Consider the following 15,799-nt stretch of genomic DNA (forward strand, 5'->3'; position numbering starts at 1 on the left):
TCAGAATGTCAGCACAACATCATAGTCAACCAACTTCTCACGGATTGTTTCTGCGGGTATCACTTCCGTATCCAGAACAAAACGATTGATTGAGCTTAACCCACGCATCGTAAGGTCTTCCTGGCACAAATAACATTCTTCAATATCGTACAAAGGCAACACCTTAAAAGTAGCGATATAGTTTCTGGCAAGGATTCCGTCAGGCTGCTGATTCGGTAATAGTTGGAGTACGCCGTCAGAAATAAAAAACACACCTATCTTTTCTGTTAATGCCGAAGTTGCCAGCAATGCGTCTAAGCCTTCTCTACCCCCTGCATCACCATGAGGCGCTTTAGTGAAGACAAAAGCAATTTTTTTCATTTTTGCCTCTCAAAATTGCACCACACGGTCACAAGTCAACATAGCCTCAGCCAGTGTTCCCAATCCACTTAATTCAAACCCTTCAGCTAGGTTTGCTACCGGTAAATTCAACTCATTCGCCTGCTGAGCATCAAGAACACCACGGCGCAGGGCAGCGGCAATACAAATATGCATGCTAAACCGATGCTCCTTTGCCATCATTTGCCATGCGCTAACCAAGTTAAACTCATCACCGGCTGGTACAGTCAACTGATTGCCGTTATAAACCCCTTCCCGATAAAAAAATACGGTATTAAGTTTATGCCCCATCGTAATTAAGGCTTGCGCGAATTGGTAAGCGCTGCTGGCTTGCTGGGTGCCATATGCAGGCCCCGTAACCAGCAGACAATAAGACAACGAAGACATTACCGCTCAGGCCCTAAACATTCACCATTTTTAAACTGACGAATATAGAGATAAACAGTATGTTTAGAAATATTTAAACGCTCAGCAACCTGATTGATTGCATCTTTAATATCAAAAATGCCTTTCTCATAGAGATTCAGAACCACCTGCCTGTTCTTGGCATTATTGGATACACTGCGATCAATATTGACTTCTTCAATAGTATATTCCAGCGTTTGCGCGACCAAATCATCCACGGATGAGGCAAAATTTACGTTTGGTGCGACATCATGTGTTTCTTCTGGAATAAATGTCTGAATAATTTCAGAGAAAGGAACATCAAGATTCATATTAATGCACAGCAGGCCGATCACTCGGCGATTCCGATTGCGGATCGCAATCGTGACTGATTTCATCAATGAACCGCTTTTCGCGCGAGTAAAATAGGCTTTGGATGCACTACAATCTTCGTCTGTAATGTCATGCAGCATGCGCAACGCAAGATCAGTGATAGGTGAACCTATTTTACGACCTGTATGTTCTCCGTTAGCTATTCTGACGGCTGAACATTTAAGATCTTCCAATGAGTGAAGGACAATCTCGCAATGCCCACCAATCAGCATAGCCAAGCCATCAACCGCGGCTTCATAAGATTTTAAAATTTCGTGGTCCGTTTCAGTAAACGGTTGGTTTTCCAGTAAATCGACATCACTGATATCACCAGATAATAACGGGTTAGACATTCAATACACCATCCTTCAAACGCAGACAACGACGTCTTGCTAAAAACACAACGTGATAAACCTATAAAAATTTCTTGTGAAAACTCAATTATTGCAGCTTAACAGAGATCCTAATCAAAGATCTTTGCATTCACATGAAATATTGACGTTAAAACCACATGACATCATCGTCAAGCCATTGCAGCTCAGACATTTGGTCTCTATCACAGCTTTCAGTAACAAAAAACCGTTGACAGAATCTCTACCAACGGTTTTATCCGTATTGATCAAAGATATTTAGCTGACAGCTTACTTAGCTTTGGTATCCGCTTTAATATCCAACAACTCAATATCAAATACTAATGTAGAATTTGCAGGAATACCCGGCAGATCCGCTTTACCATAGGCCAGCTCTGGTGGAATAACCAGTTTAATTTTTCCACCTTTTTTCACATTCTGTAAACCTTCTGTCCAACCTGGAATAACGCCATCCAGACGAATAGAAAGCGGCTCATTACGCTTATAGGAACTATCGAATTCTTTACCATCAATCAATGTTCCTCGGTAGTTCACAACTATCGTGTCGCTTGCCACAGGTTTCTTACCACTGCCGTCCTTCTCTATTTTATACAAAAGGCCGGTTTTGCTCTTAACGACGCCTTTTTCCTTAGCAAATTCTTCACGATATTTAGCGCCTTTAGCTTCATTCTCGCGAGCTTCTTTTTCCATCTTAGCTTCAGCGGCAGACTTCACTTTCCCTTCAAATGCACGCAGCGTATTTTCAATTTCGCTGTCAGTCAGTTTGCTTTTGTTATTGAAAGCATCCTGCACACCCGATAACAATTGATCTTTATCCAATGGGATACCCAGAGATTTCTGTTCTTTTAGAGTGTTTTGCATATAACGCCCTAAAGATGCACCCAGAGCATAAGCATTTTGCTGATCTTCTGTTTTAAATGCGCTGTTCAATTCTGTGCTACTCTGACTATCTGCTTTAGCCGCCAACACCTGAGGGGCGCTGAAAGCCATCGCTAATGTAGTAGCAAGCAGGGTAACTTTAAACAATGATTTCATCTGTTTCTCCAATAGCTTTGGGGGATTTTACCGTCAGCAAAAGTTATGCAATCAAGCCACTATAACTGCCTACAGGAGCACAACACAATATTTGTTGAACACAATATTTGTTGAACACAATGTTTATTGAACACAATGTTTGCTGAACACAATGTTTGTTGAACATAATGTTTATTGAACACAATATTTGCTGTTTTAGTGCCCCAAATGTATTAGGACAACATAAATGGCAAGAGGTTTCATAATAACCGCATTTCACAGAATATTCTGGGCATAGTAGGCCACTCTTAATTAATATGGGGCATTTAACACTGGCAATACAGGGCCTGAAATGGGAGGAGATCATGGATCTGTCAGAATTTGAGCAACGGCTTGAACATTTGGAAAGTCGAATTGCTTTTCAAGACATAACTATCGAAGAATTAAATCAGGTAGTAACTGAGCAACAAATGGAGATCGCCAGATTAAAAGAGCATTTGCGGTTGATGACAGAACGATTAAAAGCCACTCAACCCTCAATGGTCGCTTCACCATCTGAGGAGACGCCTCCGCCTCATTACTAGAAAAACATTAAATTACAATAAATCAGGGCAAGCATCGAAACTGAACTCTCCGAACTTGCCCCGCTTTTTTAAATATTAAAATGCACTATCCGCTTTAGCTTATCAGTGGCAACTGCCGCCACCGCAACATCCGTGTCCTTCATCATGATGGTGATGATGACCGTCGTCATGGCCGTGACCACCACAGCAACCGCCCTCGCCATGCTCGTGACCATGAGCGCCATGAACATGACCATGAGCCAATTCTTCTTCAGTCGCTTCACGAATGGCAATGACTTCAACATTGAATTTCAGGTTCTGACCAGCCAGCATATGATTACCATCAACCACAACATGCTCATCTTCAACCGCTGTAATTTCTACGGGTACTGGCCCCATATCGGTATCAGCCAGGAAACGCATGCCAACTTCTAGCTCATCAACACCAACAAAGACATCTTTTGGCACACGCTGAACCAGATTGTCATCATACTGACCATAGGCGTCATCAGCCTGTACGCTAACATCAAAACTCTCACCAGCCTCACGGCCTTCTAGCGCCTTTTCCAAACCGCTAATCAATGAACCACGGCCATGCAGATAGTCCAACGGCGCACTCGCCGGTGACTCATCAACTAAAACACCCTCTTCTGTTCTTACTTGATAAGCCAGGCTGACTACCAAGTCTTTTGCTACTTTCATGACATCTCCTACCCGTGGGTCTAAAAATTTTTACCGATTGTAGCGGAATTTTCAGTCTCTGTACTCACTCGCGCTAATATTCACATAATTATTGTGGGGTAAAAATACCAATAACCTGCTCTTGCTTTCTGACATGAGAGGTCACTTTCTCATCAGTCTGGCGTTGTTGGTGACCACAATGGACACATTCCACCACATCTACCTGATCTTCTTGCCACATTGCTAGTGTGTCCTGAGAGTGACATTTTGGGCAGACAGCACCAGCAATAAATCTTTTACGACTTACTGACATGATTTGCTCCGCTATTATTCATGTATTCATGCTCATTCCAACCATCCGGTTGGCGGCGTTCATTGAGCATTTCCCGTTCGAACAGCTCTTCCAGTTCCCGCCGCGCCTCTTTTATACGAGATATGTGAGCGACATCACCCTGTAGCTGCGGCATAAGTTCTCTCAGCATCCGCATATCTAACCGCTGGAAATGTTGTTTTGCGCGATTAGCTTTATGCGGATGCATTCCCAATTCAACTAAGGTTTTACGCCCCAGTTCCAGGGCACTGGAGAAAGTTTCACGGGTGAAATTTTTTACTCCATTTTGCAGCAGTTCATGCGCTTCCAGGCGTCCTCTGGCCCGCGCCATGATATGCAGATTCGGGAAATGCTTCTGGCATAAATGAACGATCATCATGGTATCTTCCGGCTCATTACAGGTGATGACTATCGCTTTGGCTTTATCCGCACCCGCCGAACGTAGCAGCTCCAATTCAGCCGCATCACCATAATAAACTTTATAGCCATAACGCCGCATAGTACTCACAGCGCTGACATCGCGCTCTAACACCGTTATACGGATTTTATTCACCATCAGAAGACGACCGATTACCTGTCCGAACCGGCCAAAGCCCACTAAAATCACCTGCGGATCATCATTTTCCACAAAGGGCTGTTCATCTGTCTCATCTTGGGCATTATAACGGCGTGCCAGAATAGCATCTATCAATTGCATGACAAGCGGCGTTGTCATCATCGATATTGTCACTACGACCAGCAACAAAGCCATCTGCCCGCTATTGAGCACATTCTGGCTCAATGCGGCGGAAAACAGGACAAAGGCGAATTCTCCGCCCTGACTGAGTACGCCGGAAAATTGCAGGCAGGATGCCCCTCGTAAGCCTGCGCTCATTGCGATAAGATAGAGCACAATGCCTTTTACAATCACCAAAGCCAGCACACCAAGTAATACTTCGGACAAATGTATTAGTAGTACTCCCAGATTCAGAGACATACCGACCGAAATAAAAAACAGCCCCAACAGTAATCCTTTGAACGGTTCTATGGATATTTCCAGTTCATGGCGATATTCGCTATCTGCCAATAATACTCCTGCGATAAAGGTTCCCAGCGCCATAGAAAAACCGAGCGCTTCCATAAATAGCGCAGAGCTAAGTACCACCAGTAATGCCGCCGCCGTAAATAACTCACGTACTCCAGCCCTGACGACTAAACGAAACAGCGGACGTAACAGATAACGGCCACCGAGCAACATGCCAGCAAAAGCAGCAATTTTTAACGCTATGCGATACCAGTCACCGGATGCTGTTTCCCCTGCCAACAGCGGAATCAATGCCAAAGCCGGGATGACCGCCATATCTTGAAATAGCAAAACCGAGAAACCAAGCTGCCCGCCTTCATTGCGGTTCATACCCTTCTCTTTCATGAGTTGCAGGGCCATTGCCGTTGAGGACATCGCCATACCGATACCGCCAATAACCGCCGCTTGCCATGAAAAATCGGTCAGATAAAGCAGCACGGCCAGCACACTCGCCGTGAAAATAACTTGAGCCGCACCGACGCCAAAAATAGATCGCCTGAGTTGCCAAAGTTTAGCCGGATTAAGTTCAAGCCCGATGATAAACATCAGGAAAACAATCCCCAACTCAGAGAAATGAAGAATATCATCAACATCCCTGATAAAGCTCAACCCCCACGGCCCCAGGACAATCCCCGCCAACAAATAACCTAATACGGCTCCAATCTTGCATTTCTGTGCGATTGGCACTGCCACAACGGCAGCAAATAAAAACAATACACCGGCGCTCAATTGCGCTGAATGCTCCATAACTATAGCCCTCCTAATGACAATGGCGATTTGAGCCATTCACGATAATCATTAGCATGGATGGCAAGAAGTTCAGGTTTTTGACGACGCGCCCAATAAACAATAATTGGTGATAACCAATGCATACGGCACATCGCTGCGGTGAGTTCAAAAGGACGAAGGATCTCTTCCATTGGATAGAGATTATACCCATCGGCCCGGAACGTGCTTTCCGGTTCCCCTGTAGTAATCACTGAACGCCAATATTTTCCCTGTAACGCCAATCCAGTAATACCACTGGCAAACCCCCGAGTCAGTACACGATCCATCCACTCCTTTAATAAAGCGGGACAACTGTAGGTGTACAGTGGGTGTTGAAAAACAATCACCTGATGTTCTCGAAGCAGTTGTTGCTCATAATGAACATCAATAAAAAAATCTGGATAAGATCCATATAAGTCGTGAACTGTGACATGCTCTAAACCCTGCACAGGTTGTAACAAAACACGATTTGCTACTGAATCCTGTGGCTCAGGATGGGCATACAGCAGCAGGACTTTAGGCGGCTGTAACATCGTTCCCTCCTCAAGAACGTGTCAGGACACGTATTTTCCGTTAACATGCATACAAAGTGATAAAATTAAGACGCTTATTATCTGTTACTGCTAATTTAACATATTTTATACAAACGATACTTATGATTGTTTTCTCTTCATTACAAATTCGTCGCGGAACCCGTGTCTTGCTGGATAATGCCGGCGCCACTATTAATCCCGGACAGAAAGTGGGTCTGGTAGGGAAAAATGGCTGTGGCAAATCTACCCTACTTGCATTATTAAAAAATGAACTTCAGGCTGAAACAGGAACATTCACTTTTCCCAGTAACTGGGCGCTGTCCTGGGTGAATCAAGAAACGCCCGCCCTGGAAATACCTGCTCTGGAGTATGTTATTGATGGTGATCGTGAATTCCGCCAACTGGAACAACAACTGCGGATAGCCAATGAAAAAAACGACGGCAATCTGATTGCTCACCTGCATAGTCAACTGGACACAGTTCAAGCCTGGACAATCCGTTCAAGAGCATCAAGTTTGTTGCACGGCTTAGGTTTCTCTCAGGAACAACTTGATCAACCGGTACGTGCCTTTTCCGGTGGATGGCGCATGCGCCTCAATCTAGCTCAGGCACTACTCTGCCGTTCTGACTTGCTGTTGCTTGATGAACCGACTAACCATCTTGATCTGGATGCGGTTATCTGGTTGGAAAAATGGCTGAAAAGCTACCCCGGAACATTAATCCTTATCTCCCATGATCGGGATTTTCTCGACCCTATTGCTGATAAGATCCTCCATATAGAGCAACAATCTCTATTTGAGTACAGCGGCAACTACTCATCTTTCGAACGCCAACGCGCGACCAAGCTAGCGCAACAACAGGCCCTTTATAAAAGTCAGCAAGAGAAAGTCGCCCATCTGCAAAGTTATATTGACCGTTTCCGAGCCAAAGCCAGCAAAGCTAAACAGGCTCAGAGCCGTATCAAGATGTTAGAGCGGATGGAATTGATCGCCCCTGCCCACGTTGATAACCCATTTCATTTCAGTTTCCGTAAACCGGAGAGTCTGCCCAACCCACTCCTGAAAATGGAAAAAGTCAGCGCAGGCTATGGCGAACGGACCGTTTTAAATTCCATCAAACTGAATCTGGTTCCCGGCTCCCGCATTGGCCTGCTTGGCCGTAATGGCGCGGGTAAATCCACGTTGATTAAACTGTTAGCTGGAGAACTGCAATCTCAGAGTGGAACCGTAGAATTAGCTAAAGGGATCAAACTGGGGTATTTCGCCCAGCATCAACTGGAATATTTGCGTGCTGATGAATCACCATTACAGCATTTAGTCCGCATTGCGCCACAGGAAACAGAACAGCAACTCAGAGATTATCTGGGGGGCTTTGGTTTCAAAGGCGATCAAGTGACTGACCCAAGTGGACGTTTCTCCGGGGGAGAAAAAGCGCGTTTGGTTTTGGCATTAATGGTCTGGCAACGCCCTAACCTTCTGTTGCTTGATGAACCAACGAACCATCTCGACCTGGATATGCGTCAAGCACTGACAGAAGCTTTGATCGACTTTGACGGTGCATTGGTTGTAGTTTCCCATGACCGACATCTATTACGTTCAACAACAGATGAATTGTATTTGGTTCACGATGGTCAGGTAGAATCGTTCAATGGCGACTTAGAAGATTATCAACAATGGCTGACAGATCAACAACGTCAACAAAATCAGCAACTACGTGAAAACAACGACAAGGAAAAAGAGTCATCCAGCCAAAGCGCTCAGGAAAGAAAAGATCAAAAACGGCGTCAAGCTGACTTCCGTAACCAAACGCAACCATTGCGCAAACAGCTTGCTGATCTGGAAAAACAGATGGAGAAACTGGGTAACGAACTGGTCGCACTAGAAAACCAACTTTCAGACAGCGCTATTTATGATAACAGCCGTAAAACCGAATTGACTGAATATCTGCAAAAGCAGAATCAGACCAAATCAAAATTGGAAGAAATTGAATTATCATGGATGGAAATTCAGGAACAGCTTGAAAAAATGACGCAAGAGTTTGAAGGATAAATGATTTCATAAATTATCATTCAATAAAAATAGAGCGGAGAAAATAATCCGCTTTATTTTTCGATAATAGTCATATTATTTCATTTAAAACAGCAATAGATAAATCCAACCATAATACCCCATATATATTTCATCTTTATCCACAATAATATCACCACACAATTTCAATATAATTACCCCTATATAAATAACAGCTATCTTTCTGATTCACATATTATCGATTAATGAAGAGAATAATTCCGCCTCACTTACCAACTCATAATCGATAACAGGACTCCATAAGATACCAAAATCAATCTCCATATCGGTTTTCAACACCTCTAATGAATCCAGATATTGTGATGGAATTGAGCGAATAACTTTTTCCGGCACTAAAGAAAAACCATTGCGTTTAATGATCAACTCAATCATGACCATAATATCATTAGTTCTTAACATTAAATTCATATTATTATTATAAATAGAAAATGTATTAATACCATCGGTAAAATCAAACGATATATTACTCTCACCAGTATTAACAAGGCTATATAATGATACTATTTCCTTATTTAACTCAGCAAAATTCTGATTCCAATCACTGCCTTTTTTAAAAAGATAAACGAGTTTTTCAGTAAAAATCTTCCTTGGCATAAGTGATGAAGTTAACGGTAAAGGAACAATAGCGATATGTAATAGACCCGAGTTTAATAGATTCATTTGCTGCTCAAATGTCAGCCCCGTCATTAGCACAAGCACCACCTTTTCCTTACTACCTAGAAAAAGCCGCTCTTCCATTTTCCCGGAATCATAAATAGGAAAACAAGAGCTAACATAGAGGTAATGTGGCGAATCATATTGCAAATCATGATTCACCTGAGTCTGAAACTGCTCAAAATGACCCAATAACTTCTGAGCATTCTCAAAGGTCTTTTGCCCAAAATCAGTCAATCTAGTACCATTCGGCCCTCTGGAAAACAAAGAAGCCCCGAACTCTTCTTCCAGCGCATTAATTTTCTTAGTCAGCCCAGGTTGTGAAATATGTAGTATTTGAGAAGCCTGATGATAATTAAGTGTTTCAGCCAACACGATAAAAGCTTTGAGATTACGTATATCCATATCTCCACCATTCGGGTTTATCTTTCAAACTTTGCTTGCGTTATTATTTCAACAATAGCCTAAATGTTTTAGACTTAACTGAAATTAATTAAACAGAGATTAAACAACAATTATAAGATGATCAATTAATTTATTATAAAAATGTTGACAAAATTTTATTTTTACCATAATTCCTTTCTACTCCCTGAGGTAAATGACTAAATAATCCATCTAAATTAAACGCTTTAAAATATAATGAATTTTACGCTTTTTAGGTGTTTTACCTATAGCAATCCCTATACATCCTGTGACATACATTCGCTACTACACAAGGCAGATAAATATATCTGGTGAATATCATTATGAAAACATCGCTATTAGCCTTAATTTTTAAATAACATAACCAAAGTCAGCGATAATATGGAGGTATTTATTATCTATAAATGATGATATATCATAAAATACGCAATTATAGATAAATCACTATTTGATTCTTATTTTTTCGATAAACAATAATAAAATGGCATCGTATAAAAATACTCCTATAAATAGCTTTCCAAAATAGTGCTACACCTTACACACGCTACATAACATATAACTCTATGTATAACAATTGGTTGAAGAAAGCCACGTGTAGCAGAATTATGAAACCTTATTTATAGCCAAACTAATATTAATCACACAGTTTAATATCTTTTACATAAGTATTCGGAGACATCCAAGATATTCTTGGACATACCAAATAGTTATCACTTTTTAACTTATAATGCACATACAAAGATGTAGGAAAACTTAAAAAAAACGAAATAATAGCTATCGTCCCAAAATACTTATTAAAACTATCATGATGTTTTGGATAACGGCCAGTTATATTAACAAAAATAATAAAAAAAACATAATAAAAAACCAAAGGAGAAGAAAAAAATATCATAAAAACACCGCCTGAAAATATTATTTTTTCATCCATTTCAATTAAGGAATTTAAATTTTCACCTGTCAAAAAAGAAGTGAATAACGTTAGAATGAAAATAAAAAGAGCACAGATGATATGTATAACCTTTTTCTTATTTTCCATAACTCCCCCAGTTATTAAGGAATTGATTGAAGTCAAATACAACAATATTAATCACATAGCTTCATATCTTTCACATAAGTATTCGGAGACATCCAAGATATTCTTGGACATACCAAATAGCCATCACTTTTTAATTTATAATGCACATAGAAAGATATGGGGAAACTTAAAAAAAGTGCAACAATAGCTATCGAAAAAAAACATTTAACAAATTTATCATTATGCTTTGGATAATGATCAGTCACAGTAAAAAAAATAATAAGAAATGTAGTATAAGAAATCAAAGGAAAAGAAAAAAATATTATAAAAACATTACTTGAGAATGTTATTTCCTCATCCATCTCAACTAAAGAAATTAGATTCCCCCCTGTTAAAAAGAGTCCTAATGATGCTAAAATAAAAATAGCAAGAGCACCGAGGATCTGTATAGCCTTTTTTTTATTTCCCATAACTCCCCCAGTTATTAAGGAATTGATTGAAGTCAAATACAACAATATCAATCACATAACTTCATATCTTTCACATAAGTATTCGGCGACGTCCAAGATATCCTTGGACATACCAAATAACCATCACTTTTCAACTTATAATTCACATATAAAGATGTAGGAAAACTTAAAACAATTGAAACAAGAGCTATCGAACAAAAATATTTGTTAAAGCTATCATGATGTTTTGGATAACGACCAGTTATATTAACAAAAATAACAAAGATCATATAATAAAAAACCAAAGGAGAAGAAAAAAAAATATCATAAAAACACCGCCTGAAAATATTATTTTTTCATCCATTTCAATTAAAGAATTTAAATTTTCACCTGTCAAAAAAGAAGTGAATAACGTTAGAATGAAAATAAAAAAAGCGCAGATGATATGTATAACCTTTTTTTTATTTTCCATAACTCCCCCAGTTATTAAGGAATTGATTTAAGTCAAATACAACAATATCAATCACATAACTTCATATCTTTCACATAAGTATTCGGAGACATCCAAGATATTCTTGGACATACCAAATAGTCATCACTTTTTAACTTATAATGCACATACAAAGATGTAGGGAAGCCTAAAAAAAATGAAATAATAGCTATCGTCCCAAAAAAGTTAACAAAACCATCATGATGCTTTGGATAATGACCACTTATAGTAACAAAAACTATAAAAAATATAGCATAAGAAACCAAAGGAAAAGAAAAAAATATTATAACAACACCACCCGAGAATGTTATTTTCTCACTCATTCTAACTAAAGAAACCAAATTTTCTCCGGTTGAAAAAAAAGCAAATAAAGCTAAAAGAAAAATAGCAAGAGCAGCGATAACATGTATAATCTTTCTTTTATTTCCCATACCGCCCCCAATTATGAAGAAATTAGTTGAAATCAAATACAACCATATCAATCACATAACTTCATATCTTTCACATAAGTATTCGGCGCCGTCAAAGAGATTCTTGGACATACTAAATAGCCATCACTTTTTAACTTATAATGCACATACAAAGATGTAGGAAAACTTAAAAAAAGTGAAATAATGGCTATCGATCCAAAATATTTATTAAAACTATCATGATGCTTAGGATAGCGACCAGTTATACTGACAAAAATAATAAATAATAGAGAATAAAGAATCAAAGGAGAAAAAAAGAATATAATAATAACACGACTTGAGAATATTATTTTCTCATCCATTTTAACTAAAGAGACTAAATCTTCCCCTGTCAAAAAAAAAGTGAATGACGTTAGAATGAGAAAAAAAAGAGCGCAAATGATATATATAGCCTTTTTTTTATTTCCCATAACTCCCCCAGTTATTAAGAAATTGATTGAAGTCAAATACAACAATATCAATCACATAACTTCATATCTTTCACATAGGTATTAGGCGACATCCAAGATATTCTTGGGCATACCAAATAGTTATCACTTTTCAGTTTATAATTCACATAGAAAGATATAGGAAAACTTAAAAAAAGTGAAATAATGGCTATCGAACCAAAGTATTTTATGAAACTATCATGGTATTTTGGGCAACGGTTTGTTATATTAGAAAAAATAATAGAAACCATACAATACGAAATCAAAGGAGAAAAGAAAAATATCATAAAAACACTACTTGAGAATGTTATTTTCTCATCCATCTTAACTAAAGAAACCAAATTTTCCCCTGTCAAAAATAACCCTAATGATACTAAAATAAAAGTAGCAGCAGCAACGATGATATGTATAACCTTTTTTTTATTTCCCATAACTCCCTCAGTTATTAAGGAATGGATTGAAATCAAATACAACAATATCAATCACATAGCTTCATATCTTTCACATAGGTATTAGGCGACATCCAAGAGATTCTTGGACATACCAAATAGTCATCACTTTTTAAGTGAAAATGCACATACAAAGATGTAGGGAAGCCTAAAAAAAATGAAATAATAGCTATCGTCCCAAAACAGTTAACAAAACCATCATGATGTTTTGGAGGACGATCAGTTATACTGACAAAAATAACTGCAACCATATAATACAAAATCAAAGGAGCAGAAAAAAATATTATAACAACACCACCTGAGAATGTTATTTGTTCATCCATTTCAATTAAAGAAATTATATTTCCCCCTGTCAAGAAGAAAGTAGATAAAGCTAAAAGAAAAATAGCAATGGCACCAATAATATGCATAATCTTCTTTTTACCTTCCATAATCCCCCCAGTTATTAAGGAATTGATCGAAATCAAATACAATAATATCAATCACATAGTTTAATATCTTTTACATATTTATTCGGTGACATCCAAGATATCTTTTGGCATATCAAGTAATTCTCACTCCTCAGCTTATAATGCACATAAAAAGATATAGGAAAACTCAAAAAAAATGCAACAATAGCTATCATACCAAGATATTTAACATAAATATCATGATATCTCGGGATACGCGTTGTTAAATTTAAATAAATAGAACAAATCAAGAAATAAAAAACCAACGGGAAGAAAAAAAACGCAATTATTATACTGTTGGAAAAAGAGATTACCTCAGCCATTGTAATCAATGAAAATAGACCATCAACAGAAGCAAACATACCCAAAAATACCAGAGACAATACAAAAATCGCCAAAATAATATGAATTATTCTTCTTTTTTTATCCACGACTATATCTTCCAAAATCATGAAGAACCTTATTAAAATTAGCCTCTGGGATTCTTTCTCTATTATAAACCTCTTTTATTAAATCAATAACCTTCTTACTTATGCCATATTTATCATCTAGATAATTTAGCCCAATAGTAACAAACAAACCAACTCCAAAAATTATACCAGCTACGACAATAATGCTAGCACCTGCTGCCAAAAAAGATGAAAGAACAATACCTATAACCCAAGACGCAAAGGTTATCACTACTGTCTTAGCCAGATCTACCGCAATATTACCTAGAAAATCAGCCAGTGTGTATTCATCCTTAAACATAAGCTCAACCGTTCGATAAGCCGCGGAAAAGAATATACTGAACTTCATTCCTTTAACTATGCCGCTATTTAGTCCTTTCTGCCCAATCCCCATAGATATCACCTTCATATTAGAAGCTTTGTATCTTGAAGCAGTGATGATCTTTCTAACTCCCGCATAACCCGATATTTTAATATATCTATTTCCATCCTTACCCACATACTCTGTGGCTTTAATTCCTAATGTTTTAAACTCACCTATAACATTAAAGAGATCAAAAGAATCATGTATGTTACCTGCATAAGGTGATATGGGATCGGTAATCTCAAATATCTTCTTTATAAATGGACTTTTTGGCTTCGGCGAATCAAGCTCCTCCAGAACATCTTTCGCTTCTTCTAACGATAGCAGCGCAATATAGGTTGTATTCTCTCTTAACTGCTTTTCGAGACCAATGGCATCAAAGAATTCATGCTGAGGTTTTAATTGGTTAACCCCAACCTGACCTCTCAGGAAATCCCCCATATAGCCCTCTGGCGAGGGGTTGTATTTTTTATATGTCATTGTGAAACCCTTTTAATATTCTTACTGCCTATCCCAATAAGACTATTGGGATAGGCACTTTAAAATCAAAAATCATCACATCAGTGTTTAACCGCCGGAGCTTCCATTTCCAATTTGAGTGAAAGGACGCGGCCATCTGAAGTCTTCATATCAATCGCGCTGGCTTGAGTTGACAATAATAGCTGAAAACACTGCATCATCATCATTGCCAGTTTTTCCTCTGGGATTAACGGACTATTCATTAATACGTCGGTGAGCTGTTGTAATAACTGTTGTCTATCTCTATCGTTCATACGGCTAATCCCATTAACAATTAAAGGTTCAAATACCGCACTATATTACATAAGAAATAGCCATGTCGACCATATAATAGCAAAAAATTAAACAACCGTAGAATACCAACAGTTAAGTTCCTGTATAGCAATACAAAAATAACAGCTGATGTTTAAGCGTGAAAGTAATAAATACATCATCGAACAAAGAATTTTTTATTCTTTATCACTGCTTCTATCCTTTAAGAAAAAAACCAACATTGAACTCTTAATTTCTTTATATTTTAGTGTTAAGGTCGTATCTTGACAGCCTAAACATATCGTTTTAGGTAACTTAAATAAAGAATTTGTATGGTAATCGCTTATGTCACATATAATCTATTTATCGTTAAATGGTAAGAAGCAAGGTTTAATTTCTGCCGGTTGTTCAACGCTAGACTCTATAGGGAACCGATATCAAAATGGGCACGAAGATCAAATACAAATATTGAGTTTAAAGCACTCGATAACTCGCCAACAACATGTCGATCATCACCCTATACAATTTCTCAAGCCAATAGATAAATCATCCCCGCTGTTAGCCTCCGCAATATCTTCAAACGAGCTAATCAATGCGATTTTCTTCTTTTACAGAACAAATATGGCTGGACAATTAGAACTTTTCTATGAGGTCAAATTAACAGAAGCGAGTATTACTGATATTGCTTGCGTTTACCCGCACTCAATAAATGATAATGAAGTGATGCCGTACGAAAAAGTCTTTCTCAAATATAGATCCATATCCTGGAATCACATAACCGCCGGCACATCTGCTTACAGTATATGGGATGATAGAGTTTATTGAAAATAAACCGAGTTAAGC

21 protein-coding genes and 1 pseudogene are annotated in these 15,799 nt (G+C 38.4%); 3 read left to right on the forward strand and 19 right to left on the reverse strand.

Annotation, left to right across the window (positions count from 1 at the left end):
- The 4 genes from tusC to fkpA all read right to left on the reverse strand — a co-directional run bounded on the left by tusC (position 1) and on the right by fkpA (position 2,540).
- The gene (gene tusC, locus EAE93_RS14275) at positions 1–360 is read right to left on the reverse strand and encodes a sulfurtransferase complex subunit TusC (RefSeq protein WP_036813530.1); all 360 of its coding nucleotides are present in this window, start codon (positions 358–360) and stop codon (positions 1–3) included.
- Positions 361–369: 9 nt separating this feature from the next.
- Positions 370–765: a sulfurtransferase complex subunit TusD gene (gene tusD, locus EAE93_RS14280; RefSeq protein WP_036813528.1), complete on the reverse strand. Its 396-nt coding sequence runs from the start codon at positions 763–765 to the stop codon at positions 370–372.
- Complete coding sequence (locus EAE93_RS14285) at positions 765–1,487, reverse strand: helix-turn-helix transcriptional regulator (protein ID WP_036779966.1); 723 nt, start codon at positions 1,485–1,487, stop codon at positions 765–767. Before EAE93_RS14285 ends, tusD begins: the two co-directional genes overlap by 1 nt.
- A gap of 288 nt (positions 1,488–1,775) precedes the next feature.
- On the reverse strand, positions 1,776–2,540 hold the full coding sequence (fkpA, locus tag EAE93_RS14290) for an FKBP-type peptidyl-prolyl cis-trans isomerase (protein WP_044467018.1): 765 nt from the start codon (positions 2,538–2,540) through the stop codon (positions 1,776–1,778).
- A 344-nt stretch (positions 2,541–2,884) separates the two neighbouring features.
- Here fkpA and EAE93_RS14295 point away from each other — a divergent pair, with 344 nt between their 5' ends.
- Positions 2,885–3,103 (forward strand): protein SlyX, encoded by a 219-nt coding sequence (locus EAE93_RS14295; protein WP_040149003.1) that lies wholly within the window; start codon positions 2,885–2,887, stop codon positions 3,101–3,103.
- A gap of 102 nt (positions 3,104–3,205) precedes the next feature.
- On the opposite strand, the gene slyD is transcribed toward EAE93_RS14295, so the two are convergent.
- The 4 genes from slyD to kefG all read right to left on the reverse strand — a co-directional run bounded on the left by slyD (position 3,206) and on the right by kefG (position 6,458).
- A complete protein-coding gene (gene slyD / locus EAE93_RS14300; RefSeq protein WP_036813525.1) occupies positions 3,206–3,784 on the reverse strand; it encodes a peptidylprolyl isomerase in 579 nt (192 codons plus the stop codon).
- Between the two features lie 88 nt (positions 3,785–3,872).
- Positions 3,873–4,076 carry a YheV family putative zinc ribbon protein gene (locus tag EAE93_RS14305; RefSeq protein ID WP_040149004.1) on the reverse strand — a complete coding sequence of 68 codons (204 nt, stop codon included), beginning with the start codon at positions 4,074–4,076 and terminating at the stop codon, positions 3,873–3,875.
- On the reverse strand, positions 4,060–5,904 hold the full coding sequence (gene kefB / locus EAE93_RS14310) for a glutathione-regulated potassium-efflux system protein KefB (protein ID WP_214039938.1): 1,845 nt from the start codon (positions 5,902–5,904) through the stop codon (positions 4,060–4,062). Before kefB ends, EAE93_RS14305 begins: the two co-directional genes overlap by 17 nt.
- A gap of 2 nt (positions 5,905–5,906) precedes the next feature.
- Positions 5,907–6,458 carry a glutathione-regulated potassium-efflux system ancillary protein KefG gene (kefG, locus tag EAE93_RS14315; protein ID WP_214039939.1) on the reverse strand — a complete coding sequence of 184 codons (552 nt, stop codon included), beginning with the start codon at positions 6,456–6,458 and terminating at the stop codon, positions 5,907–5,909.
- Positions 6,459–6,580: 122 nt separating this feature from the next.
- Here kefG and EAE93_RS14320 point away from each other — a divergent pair, with 122 nt between their 5' ends.
- Positions 6,581–8,506, forward strand: a complete 1,926-nt coding sequence (locus EAE93_RS14320) for an ABC transporter ATP-binding protein (protein WP_214039940.1) — start codon at positions 6,581–6,583, stop codon at positions 8,504–8,506.
- A 207-nt stretch (positions 8,507–8,713) separates the two neighbouring features.
- On the opposite strand, the gene EAE93_RS14325 is transcribed toward EAE93_RS14320, so the two are convergent.
- The 11 genes and pseudogenes from EAE93_RS14325 to EAE93_RS14375 all read right to left on the reverse strand — a co-directional run bounded on the left by EAE93_RS14325 (position 8,714) and on the right by EAE93_RS14375 (position 14,958).
- Positions 8,714–9,604, reverse strand: coding sequence for a LysR family transcriptional regulator (locus tag EAE93_RS14325; RefSeq protein WP_214039941.1), 891 nt, complete (start codon positions 9,602–9,604; stop codon positions 8,714–8,716).
- 652 nt (positions 9,605–10,256) lie between these two features.
- The gene (locus EAE93_RS14330; RefSeq protein WP_214039942.1) at positions 10,257–10,658 is read right to left on the reverse strand and encodes a DUF1240 domain-containing protein; all 402 of its coding nucleotides are present in this window, start codon (positions 10,656–10,658) and stop codon (positions 10,257–10,259) included.
- A 47-nt stretch (positions 10,659–10,705) separates the two neighbouring features.
- Positions 10,706–11,107 (reverse strand): DUF1240 domain-containing protein, encoded by a 402-nt coding sequence (locus tag EAE93_RS14335; RefSeq protein ID WP_065389757.1) that lies wholly within the window; start codon positions 11,105–11,107, stop codon positions 10,706–10,708.
- A gap of 47 nt (positions 11,108–11,154) precedes the next feature.
- A pseudogene (locus EAE93_RS14340) lies at positions 11,155–11,558 on the reverse strand (DUF1240 domain-containing protein).
- Between the two features lie 47 nt (positions 11,559–11,605).
- The gene (locus EAE93_RS14345; protein WP_214039943.1) at positions 11,606–12,007 is read right to left on the reverse strand and encodes a DUF1240 domain-containing protein; all 402 of its coding nucleotides are present in this window, start codon (positions 12,005–12,007) and stop codon (positions 11,606–11,608) included.
- Between the two features lie 47 nt (positions 12,008–12,054).
- Positions 12,055–12,456, reverse strand: a complete 402-nt coding sequence (locus EAE93_RS14350; protein WP_036813502.1) for a DUF1240 domain-containing protein — start codon at positions 12,454–12,456, stop codon at positions 12,055–12,057.
- A gap of 47 nt (positions 12,457–12,503) precedes the next feature.
- The gene (locus tag EAE93_RS14355; protein ID WP_214039944.1) at positions 12,504–12,905 is read right to left on the reverse strand and encodes a DUF1240 domain-containing protein; all 402 of its coding nucleotides are present in this window, start codon (positions 12,903–12,905) and stop codon (positions 12,504–12,506) included.
- A gap of 47 nt (positions 12,906–12,952) precedes the next feature.
- Entirely contained in the window at positions 12,953–13,354 is a 402-nt protein-coding gene (locus EAE93_RS14360; RefSeq protein WP_214039945.1) for a DUF1240 domain-containing protein, read from the reverse strand.
- Between the two features lie 47 nt (positions 13,355–13,401).
- A complete protein-coding gene (locus EAE93_RS14365) occupies positions 13,402–13,803 on the reverse strand; it encodes a DUF1240 domain-containing protein (RefSeq protein ID WP_258165512.1) in 402 nt (133 codons plus the stop codon).
- Entirely contained in the window at positions 13,796–14,665 is an 870-nt protein-coding gene (locus tag EAE93_RS14370) for a hypothetical protein (RefSeq protein ID WP_250151036.1), read from the reverse strand. The genes EAE93_RS14365 and EAE93_RS14370 overlap by 8 nt, the downstream gene beginning before the upstream one ends.
- 80 nt (positions 14,666–14,745) lie before the next feature.
- Entirely contained in the window at positions 14,746–14,958 is a 213-nt protein-coding gene (locus tag EAE93_RS14375) for a hypothetical protein (protein WP_036780271.1), read from the reverse strand.
- 343 nt (positions 14,959–15,301) lie between these two features.
- Here EAE93_RS14375 and EAE93_RS14380 point away from each other — a divergent pair, with 343 nt between their 5' ends.
- On the forward strand, positions 15,302–15,781 hold the full coding sequence (locus EAE93_RS14380; RefSeq protein WP_113026438.1) for an Hcp family type VI secretion system effector: 480 nt from the start codon (positions 15,302–15,304) through the stop codon (positions 15,779–15,781).
- Positions 15,782–15,799 lie beyond the last annotated feature (18 nt).

Source organism: Photorhabdus akhurstii (assembly GCF_018448925.1).
Taxonomy (GTDB): Bacteria; Pseudomonadota; Gammaproteobacteria; order Enterobacterales; family Enterobacteriaceae; genus Photorhabdus; species Photorhabdus akhurstii.